18 protein-coding genes are annotated in these 19,309 nt (G+C 65.9%); 10 read left to right on the top strand and 8 right to left on the bottom strand.

Features of this window, described 5'->3' with window-relative positions; all coding sequences use genetic code 11:
- Positions 1-83 precede the first annotated feature (83 nt).
- From argJ to CXK94_RS07610, 6 genes are all read left to right on the top strand, one after another.
- Entirely contained in the window at positions 84-1,301 is a 1,218-nt protein-coding gene (gene argJ, locus CXK94_RS07585) for a bifunctional glutamate N-acetyltransferase/amino-acid acetyltransferase ArgJ (protein WP_037041191.1), read from the top strand.
- Between the two features lie 125 nt (positions 1,302-1,426).
- Positions 1,427-2,377, top strand: coding sequence for a Nudix family hydrolase (locus tag CXK94_RS07590; protein ID WP_102893873.1), 951 nt, complete (start codon positions 1,427-1,429; stop codon positions 2,375-2,377).
- A gap of 152 nt (positions 2,378-2,529) precedes the next feature.
- Complete coding sequence (ahpC, locus tag CXK94_RS07595; RefSeq protein ID WP_021208079.1) at positions 2,530-3,093, top strand: alkyl hydroperoxide reductase subunit C; 564 nt, start codon at positions 2,530-2,532, stop codon at positions 3,091-3,093.
- Between the two features lie 123 nt (positions 3,094-3,216).
- Complete coding sequence (ahpF, locus tag CXK94_RS07600) at positions 3,217-4,779, top strand: alkyl hydroperoxide reductase subunit F (protein WP_102893874.1); 1,563 nt, start codon at positions 3,217-3,219, stop codon at positions 4,777-4,779.
- 353 nt (positions 4,780-5,132) lie between these two features.
- Positions 5,133-6,254, top strand: a complete 1,122-nt coding sequence (locus CXK94_RS07605; protein WP_102893875.1) for a DUF3182 family protein — start codon at positions 5,133-5,135, stop codon at positions 6,252-6,254.
- The gene (locus CXK94_RS07610) at positions 6,241-7,020 is read left to right on the top strand and encodes an alpha/beta hydrolase family protein (RefSeq protein ID WP_037043602.1); all 780 of its coding nucleotides are present in this window, start codon (positions 6,241-6,243) and stop codon (positions 7,018-7,020) included. The genes CXK94_RS07605 and CXK94_RS07610 overlap by 14 nt, the downstream gene beginning before the upstream one ends.
- A gap of 31 nt (positions 7,021-7,051) precedes the next feature.
- On the opposite strand, the gene CXK94_RS07615 is transcribed toward CXK94_RS07610, so the two are convergent.
- From CXK94_RS07615 to CXK94_RS07635, 5 genes are read right to left on the bottom strand one after another with little or no spacing between them, the layout of a single operon-like run.
- A complete protein-coding gene (locus tag CXK94_RS07615) occupies positions 7,052-8,080 on the bottom strand; it encodes a hypothetical protein (protein ID WP_037043605.1) in 1,029 nt (342 codons plus the stop codon).
- Complete coding sequence (locus CXK94_RS07620) at positions 8,073-8,660, bottom strand: cob(I)yrinic acid a,c-diamide adenosyltransferase (protein WP_037043607.1); 588 nt, start codon at positions 8,658-8,660, stop codon at positions 8,073-8,075. The genes CXK94_RS07615 and CXK94_RS07620 overlap by 8 nt, the downstream gene beginning before the upstream one ends.
- Before the next feature lie 15 nt (positions 8,661-8,675).
- Entirely contained in the window at positions 8,676-10,691 is a 2,016-nt protein-coding gene (locus CXK94_RS07625; RefSeq protein ID WP_102894065.1) for a sensor histidine kinase, read from the bottom strand.
- Positions 10,692-10,736: 45 nt separating this feature from the next.
- Positions 10,737-11,648 (bottom strand): putative 2-dehydropantoate 2-reductase, encoded by a 912-nt coding sequence (locus CXK94_RS07630; RefSeq protein ID WP_102893876.1) that lies wholly within the window; start codon positions 11,646-11,648, stop codon positions 10,737-10,739.
- Between the two features lie 4 nt (positions 11,649-11,652).
- Positions 11,653-12,618: a GGDEF domain-containing response regulator gene (locus tag CXK94_RS07635; protein ID WP_102893877.1), complete on the bottom strand. Its 966-nt coding sequence runs from the start codon at positions 12,616-12,618 to the stop codon at positions 11,653-11,655.
- Positions 12,619-12,780: 162 nt separating this feature from the next.
- Between CXK94_RS07635 and CXK94_RS07640 the strand changes: the two genes are divergently transcribed.
- Entirely contained in the window at positions 12,781-13,260 is a 480-nt protein-coding gene (locus CXK94_RS07640) for a YajQ family cyclic di-GMP-binding protein (protein WP_037043615.1), read from the top strand.
- Between the two features lie 89 nt (positions 13,261-13,349).
- A complete protein-coding gene (locus CXK94_RS07645) occupies positions 13,350-14,174 on the top strand; it encodes a mechanosensitive ion channel family protein (RefSeq protein ID WP_102893878.1) in 825 nt (274 codons plus the stop codon).
- 45 nt (positions 14,175-14,219) lie between these two features.
- On the opposite strand, the gene CXK94_RS07650 is transcribed toward CXK94_RS07645, so the two are convergent.
- Positions 14,220-15,920, bottom strand: a complete 1,701-nt coding sequence (locus CXK94_RS07650) for an AmpG family muropeptide MFS transporter (RefSeq protein ID WP_102893879.1) — start codon at positions 15,918-15,920, stop codon at positions 14,220-14,222.
- A gap of 39 nt (positions 15,921-15,959) precedes the next feature.
- Positions 15,960-16,319 (bottom strand): MGMT family protein, encoded by a 360-nt coding sequence (locus tag CXK94_RS07655; protein WP_102893880.1) that lies wholly within the window; start codon positions 16,317-16,319, stop codon positions 15,960-15,962.
- Between the two features lie 138 nt (positions 16,320-16,457).
- On the opposite strand from CXK94_RS07655, the gene CXK94_RS07660 reads away from it, so the two are divergent.
- Complete coding sequence (locus CXK94_RS07660) at positions 16,458-17,462, top strand: DUF481 domain-containing protein (protein WP_037043618.1); 1,005 nt, start codon at positions 16,458-16,460, stop codon at positions 17,460-17,462.
- Between the two features lie 186 nt (positions 17,463-17,648).
- On the opposite strand, the gene CXK94_RS07665 is transcribed toward CXK94_RS07660, so the two are convergent.
- A complete protein-coding gene (locus tag CXK94_RS07665) occupies positions 17,649-18,407 on the bottom strand; it encodes an SDR family oxidoreductase (RefSeq protein WP_102893881.1) in 759 nt (252 codons plus the stop codon).
- A gap of 104 nt (positions 18,408-18,511) precedes the next feature.
- Here CXK94_RS07665 and CXK94_RS07670 point away from each other — a divergent pair, with 104 nt between their 5' ends.
- Positions 18,512-19,219, top strand: a complete 708-nt coding sequence (locus tag CXK94_RS07670) for a HugZ family protein (protein WP_102893882.1) — start codon at positions 18,512-18,514, stop codon at positions 19,217-19,219.
- Positions 19,220-19,309 lie beyond the last annotated feature (90 nt).

Here is a 19,309-nt window from a genome sequence, read left to right on the forward strand (position 1 = left end):
CGACCGGTCCTGCCGCTCGCGGCGTTTTTCTCCCCGTTTTCCTCATGGCCCGCGGGCCATTCAACGTCTGAAGGAGCGTATCCATGGCGGTCGGTCTTGGTCCTTTACCCACGCTGCATCCGGTTCCCGGTTTCGAACTCGGTATCGCCTCGGCCGGCATCAAGCGCCCCGGCCGCAAGGATGTGGTGGTGATGCGTTGTGCCGAAGGCTCGCGCGTGGCCGGCGTGACGACCACCAACGCCTTCTGTGCGGCGCCGGTGCTGGTCACCCGCGAGCGCATGCACGGCGCGGTGCGCTACCTGCTGACCAACACCGGCAACGCCAATGCCGGGACCGGGCCGCAGGGATTGGCCAATGCCCGCCGCACCTGCGCCGCCCTGGCAGCGCTGACCGGCGTCGACGAGGCGGCGGTGCTGCCGTTCTCCACCGGTGTGATCGGCGAGCCGCTGCCGGTGGAGAAGATCGAATCCGCCCTGCAGGCGGCGCTCGATGACCTGTCCGTGGACAACTGGGCCGCTGCCGCCAGCGGCATCATGACCACCGACACCCTGCCCAAGGGCGCCAGCCGGCAGTTCCAGCACGACGGCGTGACCGTCACGGTGACCGGCATCAGCAAGGGCGCCGGCATGATCCGGCCGAACATGGCGACCATGCTCGGCTACATCGCCACCGACGCCAAGGTGGCGCAGGGCGTGCTGCAGGATCTGGTGCGCGATGCGGCGAACAAGTCGTTCAACCGCATCACCATCGACGGCGACACCTCCACCAACGACTGCTGCATGCTGATCGCCACCGGCCAGGCCGTGCTGCCGGAAATCACCGAGGCGGCCGGCGAGCTGTTCGCCAAGCTGCGGCAGGCGGTGTTCGAGGTATTCATGGAAGTCGCCCAGGCCATCGTCCGCGATGGCGAAGGTGCGACCAAGTTCGTCACCGTGCAGGTCAACGGCGGCGGCAACCACCAGGAATGCCTGGACGTCGGCTATGCCGTCGCGCACTCGCCGCTGATCAAGACCGCGCTGTTCGCCTCCGATCCGAACTGGGGCCGTATCCTCGCCGCGGTGGGCTATGCCGGTGTGCCGGAGCTGGACGTGAGCAGGATCGACGTCTATCTCGGTGAGGTCTGCATCGCCAGCCAGGGTGGCCGCGCGGCCAGCTACACCGAGGAACAGGGGGCGGCGGTGATGGCCCGCGAGGAAATCACCATTCGCATCGAACTGGGCCGTGGCGCCTGCAGCGAGACCATCTGGACCACCGATCTGTCGCACGAGTACGTGCGGATCAACGCCGAATACCGCACGTGAAAAAGCGGTGCTGTGGTAGGCGGGCGCGCGCTTTCGTAGGCGCGGGCCATGCCCGCGATGACTCTGCGTGGCCGGGGTTCGCGAGCATGGCGCGCTCCTACAGCATGCAGCGTGAAACCTGACCTATGAAACGAATCCATGTCGCAGCCGCGGTCGTCCGCTGTGCGGACGGTCTCGTACTGATCGCCAAGCGGCCGCTCGACAAACACCAGGGCGGGCTGTGGGAATTTCCCGGCGGCAAGGTCGAGGCGGGCGAGGCCGTCGAGACCGCGCTCGCGCGCGAACTGCTGGAGGAACTGGGCATCGGCGTGACGGCGGCGCGGCCGCTGATCCAGGTGCGCCACGACTACCCGGACAAGCACGTCCTGCTGGATGTCTGGGAGGTATCGGCATTTTCCGGCGAGCCGCACGGCGCCGAAGGCCAGCCGCTGGCCTGGGTCGCGCCGGCACGATTGTCGGACTACGCCTTCCCGGCGGCGAACCGGCCGATCGTCGCCGCCGCGCGCTTGCCCGATCGCTATCTGATCACCCCCGACGATGCTTCCCCGCGGCAATTGCTGGACGGCCTGGCGCGAGCCTTGGATGCCGGCATTCGCCTGCTCCAGCTGCGCGCACCGTCGCTGTCCGACGCCGATTACCGGGCGCTGGCGACCGACGCCCTGGCCCTGTGCGCCGGGCGGGCGCAGCTCATGCTCAAGGGCCCGCTGGAGTGGGCGAGCGGGTTTCCGGCCGCCGGTTGGCAACTGACGGCCGAGCAGCTTCGACGCCATGCGGGACAGGCCCGGCCGCTTCCGGCCGGGCAATGGCTGGCGGCCTCCTGCCATGATGCCGAAGAGCTGGCCATGGCCACGGCATTGGGCGTAGATTTCGTCACGTTGTCACCCGTACTGGCGACGCCGACGCATCCCGAGGCGTGTCCGTTGGGATGGCCGCGGGTGACGGAGCTGTTGCAGGGCTTCAACCAGCCAGCCTTCGTGCTCGGCGGCATGACCCCGGCGCACCTGCCCGATGCATGGCGGGCCGGCGCACAGGGTGTGGCGGCGATAAGAGCGCTATGGCCCGCTGAACCTGCATGACGATTGCCGGTCGATGGCACAGGGTCGCCCGTTATACGAGCTTCGATAGGGAAAAGTAATTTTGCCTATTCTCTTAATCAATTAACCGTATGCGACTGGCTGCGTTATCGTAGGCCCCGTTAAATTTCTGAACCCCCTGAAGGAGTTAGCAGATGTCTCTGATCAACACCCAAGTCCAACCGTTCAAGGTCAACGCTTTCCACAACGGCAAGTTCATCGAAGTTACCGAAGAGTCCCTGAAGGGCAAGTGGTCGGTACTGATCTTCATGCCGGCAGCCTTCACCTTCAACTGCCCGACCGAGATCGAGGACGCGGCCAACAACTACGCCGAGTTCCAGAAGGCCGGTGCCGAGGTATACATCGTCACCACCGACACCCACTTCTCGCACAAGGTCTGGCATGAAACCTCCCCGGCCGTTGGCAAGGCGCAGTTCCCGCTGATCGGCGACCCGACCCACCAGCTGACCAACGCTTTCGGCGTACACATTGCCGAAGAAGGCCTGGCCCTGCGTGGCACCTTCATCATCAATCCGGAAGGCCAGATCAAGACCCTGGAAATCCACTCCAACGAAATCGCGCGTGACGTCGGCGAAACCCTGCGCAAGCTGAAGGCCGCCCAGTACACCGCCGCGCACCCGGGCGAAGTCTGCCCGGCCAAGTGGAAAGAAGGCGAGAAGACCCTGGCTCCGTCGCTGGACCTGGTCGGCAAGATCTAAGGCTTCGCCTATCTGCCTTGCATGCTGGAGAGGCCGTGACCCGGCCTCTACCAACCCGACGCCTGGACGCGACCCGTCCGGGCGTTTTATTAACTGAAATTCGCACGTAGGGTACCGTCGATCATGTTGGACACCACTCTCAAGACCCAGTTGAAAGCCTACCTGGAGAAGGTCACGCAGCCCTTCGAGATCGTCGCGTCCCTCGATGACGGCGAGAAATCCCAAGAGCTGCTGGGCCTGCTGCAGGACATCGCCGGCCTCAGCGACAAGATCACCCTCAGGACCGATGGCGACGATGCGCGCAAACCGTCGTTTGCCCTCAACCGCCTCGGCGGCGACATCGGCCTGCGCTTCGCCGGCATCCCCATGGGCCACGAATTCACCTCGCTGGTGCTGGCCCTGCTGCAGGTCGGCGGCCACCCGTCGAAGACCGCGCCCGAGGTCATCGAGCAGATCAAGGCCCTCGACGGCGACTACCGCTTCGAAACCTACTTCTCGCTGTCCTGCCAGAACTGCCCGGACGTGGTCCAGGCGCTGAACCTGATGGCCGTGCTCAACCCGAACGTCAAGCACGTGGCCATCGACGGCGCGCTGTTCCAGGACGAAGTCGAAGCCCGCCAGATCATGTCGGTGCCGAGCATCTACCTCAACGGCGAACCCTTCGCCCAGGGCCGCATGAGCGAGGAAGAAATCCTCGCCAAGCTCGACACCGGCTCCAGCGCCCGTGACGCGGAGAAACTCAAGGCCCGCGACGCCTTCGACGTGCTGGTGGTCGGCGGTGGCCCGGCCGGCGCCGCGGCGGCCATCTACGCCGCGCGCAAGGGCATCCGCACCGGTGTCGCGGCCGAGCGCTTCGGCGGCCAGGTGCTGGACACCATGGCCATCGAGAACTTCATCTCGGTGAAGGAAACCGAAGGGCCGAAACTGGCCCGCGCGCTGGAAGAGCACGTGCGCGAGTACGACGTCGACATCCTCAACCTGCAGCGCGCCAGCCAGCTGATCCCGGCCGGCGCAGACGGCCTGCACCGCGTCCGGTTCGACAACGGCGGCGAACTCAAGGCCAAGACCCTGATCCTCGCCACCGGTGCGCGCTGGCGCGAGATGAACGTGCCCGGCGAGCAGCAATACCGTGGCCGTGGCGTCGCCTACTGCCCGCACTGCGACGGCCCGCTGTTCAAGGGCAAGCGCGTGGCGGTGATCGGCGGCGGCAACTCCGGGGTGGAAGCGGCCATCGACCTGGCGGGCATCGTCGCCCACGTCACCCTGCTGGAGTTCGGCGAGGGCCTGCGGGCCGACGCGGTGCTGCAGCGCAAACTGCAGAGCCTGCCCAACGTCACCATCCTGAAAATGGCGCAGACCACCGAAGTCCAGGGCGACGGGCAGAAAGTCACCGGCCTGCTCTACAAGGACCGCGCCACGGATGAAATGCACAGCGTGGCACTGGAAGGCATCTTCGTGCAGATCGGCCTGCTGCCCAACAGCGACTGGCTCAAGGGCAGCGTGGAACTGAGCCCGTACGGCGAAATCATCGTCGACGCCAAGGGCCAGACCAGCCTCCCCGGGGTATTCGCCGCGGGCGACGTGACCACGGTGCCATACAAGCAGATCGTCATCGCCATGGGCGAAGGGGCCAAGGCCTCGCTGAGCGCCTTCGATCACCTGATCCGGACGTCGGCCCCGGCCTGAGGCCAGCTGCTGTAGCGGCACCCCCTGGAAAGGGAGCGGATGCGAGTCCGCTCCCTTTTTTTTGTGTCTGGCGCTTCGGCCGGCCTGCGGCCTGCAGTCGCCGCGAGGGCGCCCCACAGGGTTCAGTGCGCACAGGCTGCTTTTGTGAGCGGCGCGCCCTCGCGGCGATGCTTTTGGGCTTTGTCGCATAGAGGCGATGACCTTCGTGACGGATCGTTGTGCCCCGTCCAGGGTCTATTTCTGAACACCGGATCCGCCAGGGCCAGTGCCCTGCCGTTCAGGTGGAAGCGAGCGCGCAGCCGTCTTCAGGCGGCTGGCGCACATGTTCGAGCAGTCCATGGAGCTGTCCACGAATGATGAATGCGGATACGTGCCCGCGTCGGGCCGTGATGACCTATGCCAATCGGGCCGATGAGCCCCAGCATGAACGAATCGTCCATGTGGCGCTGGCCGAGCGCCTGGCGGCATTGTTGGGCCTGCACTATGGCGGCGAATACGACCCTGCGCGTCGTTATGAGATTCATCCGTATCTCGTGCCGTCGGGTACCGTCGTGGGCGTGCGGGAAGCGCATGCGCTGGGGCTGCTGGGAGAGGGCGATCTGTTCGGCGGCGTGGTGCCGCAAGCGTTCGTCGAAACCAAGGCGATCACCCATCCGCTGGTGCGCCCGGATGCCGTGGCGCCGGTGGGCTGGTCACGTGACTTCGGCGCGCAGGTCAAGGGCAGCGTGCTGGCCGGATACAGCGCTTTCAGCCTGGAGGATGCGCGCGATGCGGGTCGGCGCCTGCTCAATGAAGGGCCGCTGCGCATCAAGCCGGTGCGCGCGACCGGCGGGCGCGGCCAGCAGCGCATCGACGATATCGACGCGCTCGACCTGGCATTGCTCGCCCTCGACGAGCAGGAGCTGGCCCAGTACGGCCTGGTCATGGAAGCGCATCTGGAGCGGGTGACGACCTTCAGCGTCGGCCAGATCCGGGTCGGCGGGCGGCAGGTCAGCTATCACGGCACGCAGTGCCTGACCCGCGACAACGCCGGCAACGAGGTCTACGGCGGCTCGGACCTGGTGGTGGTCGAAGGCGATTTCGATGCGCTGTTGGCGATGGACCTGCCGGAGACCACGCGCCTGGCGGTCAGCCAGGCGCAGGTGTATGACCAGGCCGCTTCGACCTGTTATCGACAGTTCTTCGCGTCGCGCCGCAACTACGACATCGCCCAGGGCATCGACGGCCGGGGCCAGCCCCGCTCCGGCGTGCTCGAACAGTCCTGGCGCATCGGCGGTGCCAGCAGCGCCGAGATTGCCGCGCTGGAAGCCTTCGCCAAGGGCGTGCCGGGACGGGCGGTGCGCGCCTCTTCGCGAGAGCTCTATGGGCCACGGCAGGTCCCGCCCGAGGGCGCCTGCGTGCTGTACCGCGATGAAGACGCGGAGGTTGGATTCATCACCAAATACGTAATGGTGGAGGAATATGGCAACCCATAGTGAGACGGTAGACATCCTGGTCGATGATGAACACATTGCCGGCACCTTCCTCTCGCCGCCGCCGAAGATGCCAGGCGTGCTCTTCGTTCACGGCTGGGGCGGTAGCCAGCAGCGTGACCTGAGCCGCGCGCGTGGAATCGCCGGGCTCGGCTGCATCTGCCTGTCGTTCGACCTGCGCGGCCATGCGCTGACCCGTGCGCAGCAAGAGACGGTGACCCGTGAGCAGAATCTCAACGATCTGCTGGCCGCCTACGATCTGTTGGCCGAGCACCCGCACATCGATCCGGCGGCCATCGCCGTCGTTGGCACCAGCTATGGCGGCTACCTGGCGGCGATCCTGAGTTCGCTACGGCCGGTCAAGTGGCTCGGGCTAAGGGTACCGGCCCTGTATCTCGACGAGGACTGGAGCCTGCCCAAGCGCCAGCTGGACCGCGAAGCGCTCAACCGGTTGCGCAGCAGCCGGGTCAGGCCGGAGGAAAATCGGGTCCTGGCCGCCTGCGCCGCGTTCCATGGCGATGTGCTGATCGTCGAGTCCGAGCACGACAGTTTCGTGCCCCATGAAACCATCATGAGCTACCGGGCCGCGTTCCAGCGCACCCATTCGCTGACCCACCGCATCATCGACGGTGCCGACCACGCCCTGAGCAGTGAGCGCTGCCAGGAGGCCTATACCTCGATCCTGGTCAATTGGGCCACCGAGATGATCATTGGCGCCCGCCTGGGCAATAAGACCGCCGCCGGTTGCGAGCCGCTCATCGGCTCGTAGATCCGACCAGCGCAATGCCAAATACCCGTGCTCACGTCGGCGGCGTCGGCGGTGGCGTAGGGCCGACGAAGCGGCTCCAGCGGCGATCGAGCACCTGCTGCTTGAGAACTTCGATGACGTCCACCAGCAGTTCCTCCAGCGCCAGGTCGGTATTCTCGTCCTGGTAGACCCAGGCCTCGAAGAATTCGTCGGCGAGGTTGCTCGCCAGCGCCTGGAACTGCGCGCCGCGCAAGCCGTCGACGGCGCCCTGCAGCAGGCGCGCGGCGATATCGCTGAGCGCCTCGTCGAGGGTCGTGGCCAGGCGGTTGCCCAGGGGCAGGCGCCGCAGGGCATGCATTTCCGGATTGTCGGCGAGCGCCTGGTGGATCAGCTGGCTGACGTAGCCTTCGAGGGCGCCGCGATTGTCGCGGTAGCCGGTTTCCAGCATGCCTTGCAGGCGGCGCGACAGATCGTTCAGCAGGCGCTGCTTGCGCGGTCGCACCACATCCTGCAGCAGGCGTCGGGAAAGGTCGTCGCTGGCGCCGATCTCCTGCTGCAGGCGGCCGAACAGGCGCACCATCACGCGGTCGGCGAGTTCCTCGATCAGCAGGTAGTAGTAGCGGCTGAACAAGCCGTAGACCGCCCAGCCGCGCATGTCGATCAGGCCCAGGCGCTGCAGGCGGACCAGCAGCGCGCCGATGCGCAAGGCCCGCAACCAGCGCAAGCCCGCCAGCGGGATGCAGCCGAGCACGTCGTACCAGTGGGCGAAGGGGTAGTAGTACCAGCGGGCGTAGCGCCGCTCGAACAGGGCGACGGTCCAGCCCAGCAGCACGTCGAGGACGAAGACCGCCACGAAGCCCAGGTCGATGTACTGGAAATGGACGTGGATGTAGCGGTCGTAGCGCTCGTGCAGGCGCGGCAGCCAGCGGAGCAGCAAGTCGTTGATGGGCTGCAGGACGAACAGGCTGTCGAACAGGATCAGCCCCAGGTTCAGGCAGACCAGCAGGACGATGAAGCCTTCCCAGGCGGCATGCACGCCATCGCGCCGGCGTGCCTGCCTGCTTTGCGGCTGTTCAGGCATCCGCATCGGCCGTGGCCGCCGGTTGCCAGAGGATTTCCGCGCAACCTTGGCGTCGCGCGACCAGCCGGGCGGCGACGAACAAGGCGTCGGACAGCCGGTTCAGGTAGGCCAGCAACACCGGGCGCACGGCCTCGCAGGCGTTCAACTGCTGGCAGCGCCGTTCGGCGGTGCGCGTCAGGCTGCGGCACAGGTGGGCGAGGGCGATCAGCCGGGAGCCGCCGGGCAGGATGAAGTCCTTCAGGGGCCCCAGCTCCTGGTTCCAGCGATCGATGGCCTGCTCCAGTCGGCTGATTTCCGCCTCGTCCAGCGCCTGGTAGGCGGGCATCGCCAACTCGCCGCCGAGATCGAACAGGCGGTGCTGGCACGGCCCGAGGACTTCGAGCAGTTCGCCCAGCCCCGGGCATTGCGCCTGTTCGGCGGCCAGTTCGGCGAGCAGCAGGCCGAGCTGGCTGTTGAGCGTATCGACCTCGCCCATGGCCTCCACGCGCGGATGGTCCTTGGCGACCCGGCGGCCGTCGGCCAGGCCGGTCTCGCCGCGATCGCCGGTGCGTGTGTAGATCTTCGACAGTCGGTTGCCCATGGGTGGTTTCCTTGTTCAGGCCTCGACCGGCTCGGCGGGCGAGTTCAGCGGCAGGCGCAGGGTGAAGGTGGAGCCGTGGCCGGGCTGGCACTGCACTTCCATCTGGCCCTGGTGATTGTTGGTGATGATGAAATACGAAACGGAAAGCCCCAGTCCGGTTCCCTGGCCGACCTCCTTGGTGGTGAAGAACGGCTCGAAAATGCGCTTGCGCACGGGCTCCGGGATGCCGCCGCCGTTGTCCTCGACCTGGATTTCCGCCCACGGCGGGTTCAGCCGGGTGCGCAGGATGATCTGGCCGGGTTCCTTGCCCTGGTTGTGGTGGATGGCCTGGGCGGCGTTCTTCAGCAGGTTGAGCAGCACCTGCTCGAGCTCGTTGCCGATGCAGGGCACCCGATCCACGCGCGGATCGAACTCGCGGACGATGTGGATGGCCCTGAAGTCGAAGCTGTCCAGCAGCGCGAAATCGTTGCCGGCGATCTCCAGCGCCTGGTCGATCAGCAGCGGCAGGTGGCAGTCGGCCAACTGGCGATTGCTCATGCGGCTGAAGCTGAGCATGTGGCTGACGATCTTCGCCGCGCGCGAGCCGGCCTGCTGGATGCCGTCGAGCAGCTGTGGCACCTCGCGCCGATGCAGGTACTGGTTGACCGCCTCCAGGCGCACCCCGGTCTCCTCGGCGGCCTCGCGGTTGCGTTCCAGTTCCGGCGACAGGCGCCGGCGAATGTTCTGCGCGTTGTGCAGGATGGCGCCGAGCGGGTTGTTGATCTCGTGGGCCATGCCGGCAGCGAGGCTGCCGACCGAGAGCATCTTTTCCGACTGCACCATTATTTCTTCCATGTTGATGCGCTGGGTGATGTCGTCGATGCGGATCACCACCCCGCGGCCGCCAGCGCCCGTCAGTGGATAGAAGGTCAGGGCGTAGTGGCGTGGCTCGTCATGGCGGTGCCAGGTCACGCGCTCGATCTTCTCCACCTCATGGTGCTCGGAGGTGCGGCGGATCTGCGCGAGGAACGGCTTGAGCGGCTCGAAGGCGACGAAGACCGGTTGGTTCAGCGCATCGTCCAGCGGTGTGCCGGAGAGGGCGGTGGCTTCCTGGTTCCACTGGGTGACGTAGAGCTGCTCGTCGAGGGCGATCAGTGCCGAGGGCATCGAGTCGATGATGTTGTTGAGGTATTTCTGGAAGCCGGTGAGCTTCTGCTCGATCTTGCTGCGTACCTGCACCTCCAGCTCCAGCTTGCGGTTGGAGTGGCGGGTTTCCTCAGCCAGCCCCTGCGCGTGATCGAAGGCCTCCTGGGCATCGTCGCGGGCGCGCTTGAGCTGCTGCTCGCGCGCCTCCATGCGCGACAGCATGGTATTGAAGGCATCGGCCAGCCGGCCGATCTCGTCCTGGTTCTTCGGTGTGGCGCGCAGCGAGTAGTTCTCCTCGCGGGTCACCTGGCGCGACAGGGCTTCCAGATCGCGGATCGGGCGCGTGATCAGCTGGCGGATCTGCCGCGCCACCAGTACCCAGAGCAGCAGGCTGGCAAGCAGGATCGCCAGGCTCGCCGTCAGCGTGCCGGTGTAGAAGGCCCCGGGCAGTTCGCTGCTGGCGACCATCAGCAGGTGCCCGGAGCGGCCGTCCGGCTGGGGCAGTTCGACCAGCAGGCTGGCGCGGATTTCACCGGCACGCCACTGCACCACCTCGCTCAACTGGCCAGGCAGGCGTAGCCGGTCGCCCTGCTGCAGCTGTGCCAGGCTGTTGCCGTCGCGGTCATAGATCACCGCCGCCCGCAGGGGCGTGTAGTTATCCAGGCGCTCGAGCAGGGCGCTGGCCGACTCCGGCGAGGCCAGCGCCCGCGCACTGAGCTCCTCGGTGGCGAACAGCTCGCCGAGGGTGTGCATGGCCTGGGGCGCCACGCTCTGCCGGGAAATCCAGTAGGCCGCGCTGATGAACGCCAGGTTGGACACCAGCAGCACGGCGGCGAGCAGGACGAGCAGGGCGAGCAGCAGTTTGCGGCCGACCGGAAGGTTTTCGAGGCGCTGGCGCAGAGTCATGGTGGGCATGGAACGGCAGGACGATTTCTGCAGGGTAGCCGTGCCTCAGTCCTCGGGCAATCCGTGCCGGCGCAGGTGCGCGCGCAGCCGTGCATGCAGCGCGCGCAACCGCGGCAGCCGCAAGCCCAGCGCGTCGGCGGTCGCGCAGGCATGGCCGAGCAGGTAGCGGATCTCCGTGCGTCGGCCGAGGCTGACGTCCTGATGCATGGAGGAATAGTTGGCGCCTGTCGCCTCGATGACGCGCCATGTCTCGCTTTCCAGCTCCTGCGCTGCCGCCGCCTGGTCGCTGGCGGCAAGCAGTTCGGCGAGCTCCGCGCAGAGTGCGGTGACCTGCGGGCGATGCTGGCGCAACTCTCCGTTGCGGCAGTCGTGCAATACGGTCAGCGGGTTGATGGCGCAGTTCAGTGCCAGTTTGCGCCAGAGCCGGGCGAGGATGTCGTCGCTCCAGCTTTGCGCGATTCCCGCCTGGTCCAGCTCGGCCAGCCAGCTCGGCGGCGTCGACTCGCTCGGGTCGCCCAGCCAGTTCTGCCCGCGGCCGGCGAATACCACGCGGAAATCGTCTTCGCGATAGGCGCCCTCGGTGCTGGACACGAAGATGCAGCGTGCCTGGGGCCAGCGGGCGGCGATGGCCTGCTGGCTGCCGAGACCGTTCTGCAGCAGGAGGATTTCGCAGCGCGGGGCGAATCGGGCCGCCACCTGGGCGATGGCGGCTTCGGCGTCGTAGGCCTTGCAGGCGACCAGCAGGCGCTGGATGGCCCCCGGTGCGTCGGGCAGTTCCGCCGGGATGGCGTAGCGGCCGAGCTGGCCGTCCTCGATCAGGCTGAGCCCGCCGGCCTTGCGGTACTGGGCCAGGCGCTGCGGGTTGCGCAGGATCAGCCGTACCGGCAGGCCGGCGCGGGCCAGGCGCGCAGCCCAGAGGCTGCCGAGACTGCCCGCGCCGAGGATGTGCCAGCTCATCGGTTCAGGCCGGCTGCTTCAGCCGTAGCGGCGCGATGCGCCCGGTGCTGTAGGCGCTGGGCAGCAGGGCCGTGGCGCGCTCGACGATCGCCTGCGGGTCGGTTGGCAGGGCGTCGGCGTCCAGGCTGACCAGGCCGATGCCCGCCTTGAGCGAGATGAACCCCTGGCTGGTCTTGAATGCCTTGAGGTTCAGGCCTTCGTGGAGGCGTTTGAAGCTGCTCGGCGAGCAGCCCTTGAGGTCGTCGACCAGCGCCAGCAGGCCGAAGTGGTTTTCATCGACCCGGCTCACCACATCCAGTGGCCGGACCAGCTGCTGCAGGCGCTTGGCGACGGCACAGAGCAGCTCGTCGTAGACATCGTCGCCGTAGCGCTCGCGCAGGGCAGGGGCTTCGGGCAGACCGACCTGCAGGTAGCACAGTGCCGTGCCCCGGCTCTGCACCTGGCGCAGGCTGGCGCTCAGTTGCTGGCGCAGGTAGCGGATGTTGCCCAGTCCGGTGAGCGGGTCCTGCAGGCTGTTCTGTTCGAGATTGGCGACGCTGGCCGCCAGTTGGTGGTTTTCCTGCTTCAGCCGCTGCAGCGAGGCGCACAGGCGGTCGGCGGCGAGAATACGCGGGAGCAGTTGCTCGTTCATCGCCGACTTGCTGATGAAGTCGTCGACGCCATGGTCGAACGCCTGGCCGAGGGCCGTCTCGCTGTCACGCCCGGTGAGCAGGATGATGTAGCTGTAGTGGGCGCCCAGGGCATCACGGCGGCGTATCTGCTCGGTGAGTTGCAGGCCGTCCATTTCCGGCATCAACCAGTCCGCCAGCAGTACGTGCGCGGGGCGTTGTGCGTGCTGGGCCAGGGCGTCTGCGGCGCTGCTGGCGAAGCGAATATCCTGATAGCCCGCTTTGCTCAGCGCGCGGCCGATCATGACGCTGGAAAACTTGGCGTCATCGACCACCAGGATGCTCAGGTGAGGGTTGGGCATTGGCAAGCTCAATCAATTGAAGGGTGGACGTCCTGTCACGCATTGCCGTCGGGCGGGCACTGGCACGTCGAATCGTTATAATGAACGCGCATTCTTAACCGTCAAGCCACGCGCGTTCAGCCCTTGTCGCCAGTCGCGCTTTCTTTCATATGGAGGAAACCCATGCCCTCGTTCGACGTGGTGTCCGAACTGGACAAGCACGAAGTCACCAACGCGATCGACAATGCGATCAAGGAACTCGATCGCCGTTACGACCTGCGCGGCAAAGGTAGCTTCGAGCAGAAGGATCTCACCGTGAATGTGACGGCTGAAGCCGAGTTCCAATTGGAGCAGATGCTGGAAATTCTCAAATTGAGCCTGGTCAAGCGCAAGATCGATATCCAGTGCCTGGAGATCAAGGACGCCTACGCTTCCGGCAAGACCATGAAGCAGGAAGTGGTGCTGCGCGAGGGGATCGACAAGGAGCTGGCGAAGAAGATCGTCGCCCACATCAAGGACGCCAAACTCAAGGTGCAGGCGGCCATCCAGGGCGAGCAGGTACGGGTCACCGGCAAGAAGCGTGACGACCTGCAGGAGGCCATCGCCCTGCTGCGCGGCCATGAATTCGGCATGCCCTTGCAGTTCAACAACTTCCGCGACTGATTCCCTGCGCCTTAGGGCGTGCGTTTCATCCCCTCTATCGCCGGGGCTCGCACTGCGGGGCCCGGCTGTCAAAAAAGGAGCTTCTTCTCATGGACTTCAGCATCGACTCGCTGGTCGATCTTTCCGAATCCTGGTTGCCGATCGTATTGCAGTACGGCGCGCAGGTGACTCTTGCACTGATCACCCTGCTGCTCGGCTGGTGGCTGATCAATCTGCTGACCACCAAGGTCGGCGGCCTGCTGCAGCGCCGCCAGGTCGACCCGACGCTGCACGGTTTCATCGGCAGCCTGGCCAGCATCATTCTCAAGGTGCTGCTGCTGGTCAGCGTGGCCTCGATGGTCGGAGTGGAAACCACCTCGTTCATCGCCGTGATCGGTGCTGCCGGCCTGGCCATCGGCCTGGCGCTGCAGGGCAGCCTGGCGAACTTCGCCGGTGGCGTGCTGATTCTGCTGTTCCGCCCGTTCCGCGTCGGCGAATGGATCGAGGCCCAGGGCGTCAGCGGCACCGTCAATTCGATCCAGATCTTCCATACCGTGCTCAAGACCGGCGACAACAAGACCGTGATCGTGCCCAACGGCGCGTTGTCCAACGGGCACATCACCAACTTTTCCCGCGAGCCGCGCCGCCGTGCCGACATCAATGTCGGCATCGACTACGGCAGCGACATCAAGCTGGCGCGCAAGATCCTGCTGGAGATCGCCGAGGACCCGCGCGTGCTGCGCGATCCCGAGCCGGTGGTGTTCGTCACCGGGCTGGGCGACAGTGCGGTGAACCTGTCGTTGCGCGTATGGGTGGCGACCGGGGATTTCTGGCCGGTGACCTTCAGCTTCACCGAGCAGGCCAAGGAGCGGCTGACCGCCGCGGGCGTCGGTATCCCGTTCCCGCAACGGGTGGTGCATCTGGTACAGAGCTGATCATCGTTTCGAGGACAAAGCCGGCGTGTAGCCGGCTTTGTCGTTTCAGGGCTGCTCGGAGGCGACTTCGGTGCCGGGGCCATCCGATTGTCGACCGCCCTTGCGCCACTGCCAGGCGATCAGCACCAGCGTCGGTACGCCGAGCAGGGCGGTGACCAGGAAGAAATTGCTGTAGCCCAGGTGCTCCACCATCACCCCGGAATAGCCGCCGAGCAGGCGCGGCAACAGCAGCATCAGCGAGCTGAGCAACGCATACTGGGTAGCCGAGAACTTCAGGTTGGTCAGGCTGGACAGGTAGGCGACGAAGGCGGTCGAGGCCAGCCCACCGCTGAAGTTGTCGCAGGAAATGGTGACGATGAGCATCTTCAGGTTCGCGCCCATTTCCACCAGCAGCATGAACATGAGATTGGTGGCCGCCGAGGCGGCGCCACCGAGGAAAAGGATCGGCAGGATGTTGAAGCGCACGATCAGCAGGCCGCCGAAGGCGGCGCCGAGCAACGTCATGACCAGGCCGAACAGCTTGCTGACGCTGGCGATCTCGTCCTTGGAAAACCCCTGGTCGATGTAGAACACGTTGGCCATCACCCCCATCACCGTGTCCGACATCCGGTAGGTGGCGATCAGCCCGAGCAGCAGCAGTGCCTGCCAGCGATAGCGGACGATGAAGTCGGTGATCGGCGTCAGCACCGGGCCCATCAGGATGCGCCCCGGCGCCGACAGGCAGCCCCAGCAGATCAGCAGGTACATGGTGCCGCGCGGCCAGTAGCCGCCCCAGTAGGACTGGAACATGCCGGTGGTCGAAACCATCAGGATGATCAGCACGATCACCGACACCGCCTGGTGGGCGAAGTCGAAACGCGGCGGCCGCTGCTTCTGCCCGGCCTGGCCGAGGATATGGCGCACCGGCACCAGCAGCGCACGGCCCACCGGCGAAACGCTGCCGAGAATGAACAGCGCATACAGCGTCGCGCGCGGCCAGGCCTGGGCGATCAGCGCGTTGATCATCGCCGGTACCGAGACGAGCAGCACCAGCAGCAGGCCGACGGCGGCGAGCTGGTGGTTGAAGCTGTAGCACGAGGGTTCGTTGGGCAGCGGCGCGGCGGCATCCGGTTCGCGGATCACCAGGCTGGTGACCAGGCCGGGCAGGATCAGCAGGGCGAATGCCAGGTAGGTGACGCTCCAGGCGGCCTGGTTGTAGTCGAGGTTGCTCGAACCCAGCCACTCGGCGAGAAACAGGGCGCCGGCGCTGGCCAGCAGCATGGCGATGCGATAGCCGGTCATGTAGCTCGCCGCCAGGGTCGCCTGCAGTTTGTCTTCGGCGATCTCCAGGCGATAGGCGTCGATGGCGATGTCCTGGGTGGCGGAGGAAAACGCCACCATCACCGCCAGCGCGATGAGCATGGTCAGGTTGTGCTGTGGGTTGCACAGGGCCATGCCGATCAGGCCCAGGGCGATCAGCGCCTGCGACAGCACCAGCCAGGAACGTCGGCGTCCGAGCGCGCCGATCCAGGGCAGGCGCCACTGGTCGAGCATCGGCGACCAGACCCACTTGAAGGCATAGGCCAGGCTGATCCAGCTGGCGAAGCCGATGGTTTCCCGCGAGACGCCGGCCTCGCGCAACCACACCGAGAGCGTGGAGAACACCAGAACAGCGGGGAGACCGGCGGCGAAGCCCAGCAACAGCAGGGCCAGTGTGGCGGGGCTGGCGTAGGCGGCTAGCGCATCGCGCCAGGTTTCACGGGTCATACATCGAGGTTCTGCACAGAGGGGTACGAAAGGCGCACTCTAACCGCTGTGCTCCGTCGAATGCCAGCCGTGCCGACGCATGTCCACCCGGTCGTTGGCGATGGTCAGACCTTCGGCGCGCAGGCGCATGCGCTGCTCGTGCCCGGCGGGGCTGCCGGCCGGCAGGCTCAGGCGTCCGCCGGCGGCGATCACCCGGTGCCAGGGCAGGCTGGTGTCGTCCGGAAGCTGCGACATCAGCCGGCCAACCCAGCGCGCGGCCCGCCCGAGCCCGGCCATGGCGGCCAGTTCGCCATAGCTCACCACCTTGCCTGGCGGGATCTGCGCCATCACCAGGTAGACGGCCGCGCGACGCGCTTCGGCATCGGCGCCGGGGGGCAGCAGAGGGGCTTGTTCGATCATGCGCGAGGCTTCCTGTGCGGGGCGAACGGAGTGGTTGATGAACTCGCTTCCCATTCAGCGGTCAGTGCTTGCTGTGACTACAAGCATAGGGATAATGCCAGCCCTTCAACCGCTCTCGATCAGTTTTTCGGCTCATTTATGTTTTCCAGAACCCTGCTTTGCGTGGCGCTTTCCGCATTCTCCCTGCCGTTGCTCGCCGATACCGTCTGGCTGAAGAACGGCGATCGCCTGACCGGCAAGATCAGCGTGCTCGATGGCGGCAAGCTGCTCATCGAAACCGACTACGGCGGTTCGATTCCGCTGAAATGGGACAAGATCGCGACATTGGAAAGCGACCAGAAACTGCTGATCAAGCAGGACGATGTCACCGGCGAGCTGGCCCAGTCGCTGCACCCCGCCGAGGAGGGCAAGGTCGTCCTCGCCAATGGTGCCGAACCGCGCACCGTGGAGCTGGCGAGCATTTCGCAGATCATCCATCCCAAGCCACTGATCCAGGACTTCACCTGGAAGGGCAACATCGATGTGGCGATGGATTACAAGCGCGCCGAGACCGATACCGACGACTATGACATCTCCTTCGACACCAAGGCCCGCCACGGGCGCTGGCGGCACAACGGCAGCGGCAACTACAACCGCGAATACCGCGATGGCGTGACGGTCACCGACAACTGGGATGTGGAGTATGCGCTCGACCGCTTTCTCGACGAGCACTGGTTCTGGCAGGGGCGCCTGAACTACAAGCGCGACCAGATCGAGGACGTGCGCCGGCAGCGGACCATCGGTACCGGTCCGGGTTACCAGTTCTGGGACAACGATCTGGGCGCGTTCTCGCTGGCCTCGCTGATCAACCGCAGCGACTACGAGTTCGCCGATGGTGACAAGGAAGATTTCTATCTGGCCGCGCTGAAGTGGGACTACAACCGCTATCTGGTGGGCAAGACGTTCGAGCTGTTCAGCACCGGCGAACTCGGCAAGCCGCTGGAGAACGTGGCGGACTATGCACTGGATGCCGAAGTCGGGCTGCGCTACAAGGTGACCGACTGGGCCTCGCTGAACATGAAGGCCGAAAAGGACATCATCAGTGGCGCCGAAAGCGACCTCGACGAAACCCGCTACAGCATCGGCTTCGGGGTGGGCTGGTAAAAAAAGCAGCTGCAAGCCGCAAGCTTCAAGCTGCAAGAGGAGGCGAATCGGGCTCCTCTTATGGCTTGGAGCTTGTCGCCGCAGTGCCGTAGGTTGGGTTGAGGCGCGAAGCGACGAAGCCCAACACGTTCCTGCCGATCCCCGTTGGGCTTCGCTGGCTCAACCCAACCTACCTCATATCGATCTTTACAGCCGCAGGCCCCCGTCCAGCTCCAGGATGCGCCCGGTGTAGTAGTCGTTCTCGAAGATATAGGCCACCGAATGAGCGATCTCGGCTGGCTTGCCCATGCGCCTGAGCGGAATGCCGGCGGTCATCTTCTCCAGCGCTTCGGGCTTCATGCTGGCGACCATTTCGGTCTCGATGAAGCCGGGGGCGATTCCCGCCACGCGGATGCCGTAGCGCGCCAGTTCCTTGGCCCAGACCACCGTGGCCGAGGCCACTCCGGCCTTGGCGGCGGAGTAGTTGGTCTGGCCCATGTTGCCGGCCCGCGAGATCGAGGAAATGTTGACGATCACCCCGTGGCTCTGCAGCTCGACCATCTTCGCCGCGACTTCACGGGTGCAGAGGAACACGCCGGTGAGGTTGACGTCGATCACCGCCTGCCACTGGGCCAGGCTCATCTTGCTGATCTCGCCGTCCTTGACCTTCAGCAGCAGGCCGTCGCGCAGGATGCCGGCATTGTTCACCAGCCCGTGCAGGCCGCCGAAATCCTCGACTACGCATGTGACCATGTCGATCACCTGCGCCTCGTCGGCGACGTTGCACAGGTAGGCGCGGGCGTCGCCACCGGCCGCCTTGCAGGCCGCCACGGCTTCGTCCAGGCGCTCCTGGTTCAGGTCCACCAGCGCCAGGCGTGCGCCCTTGCCGGCGAGGTACTCGCCCATGGCGCGGCCGAGTCCCTGGCCGCCGCCGGTGACGATGATGACCTTGTCTTGGATCTGCATGCCAATCTCCTTCTTATCGTTCTATTGCGGTAAACGACGCCCGCGGGGGAAACCGTTATGCTGGGCGCTCCGTCGAATCGAAGAAGCCTCTCGAGGAGCCCCAGGTGAGCGCTGAAGCCGTCAAGCATGCCCGACAACTCCTGCTCAAGGAATACCGTGGCGTGCTCTGCACCCATTCCCAGGCCATGCCCGGCTTTCCGTTCGGCTCGGTGGCCCCCTATTGCCTGGATGCCCGCGGATGGCCGTTGATCCTGATCAGCCGCATCGCCCAGCACACCCGCAACCTCAAGGCCGACGGCCGTTGCTCGCTGCTGGTCGGCGAGCGCGGTGCCGACGATATCCAGGCCGCCGGCCGGCTCACCCTGCTGGCCGAGGCGCGTCAGTTGAGCGAGCCCGCGCAGATCGAGGCGGCCGCTCAGCGCTACTACCGTTATTTTCCCGAATCGCGGGACTATCATCGGGTGCACGACTTCGATTTCTGGACCCTGGAACCGGTGCGCTGGCGCTATATCGGCGGCTTCGGTGCGATTCACTGGCTGGACCGGGTGGCGCTGGCCAACCCCTTTGCCGCCGATGGTGGCGAGGTGGAGCGGGACATGGTCGAGCACATGAACGACGATCATGCCGCGGCGATCGCCCACTACGTCGAACAGGCCGGATTGCCGGCCGATCCGCCGGCGCAGCTGGCCGGCATCGACAGCGAGGGCTTTCACCTGCGCATCGGCCAGGCGCTGCACTGGCTGCCGTTCGCCGAAATCTGCCAGACGCCGCTGGCGGTACGTCAGGCGCTGGTGGCGATGGCGCGGCGCTGAGCTGAGCTGAGTGGATTCAGCTTGGCGTCAGCCGCGCCCTGCATAATCCGTTTACAGACTCCGTTCCATGCGGGTTGAATTCGACCCGCG

Origin of the sequence: Stutzerimonas stutzeri (assembly GCF_002890915.1) — a bacterium.
GTDB lineage: Bacteria > Pseudomonadota > Gammaproteobacteria > Pseudomonadales > Pseudomonadaceae > Stutzerimonas > Stutzerimonas stutzeri_AF.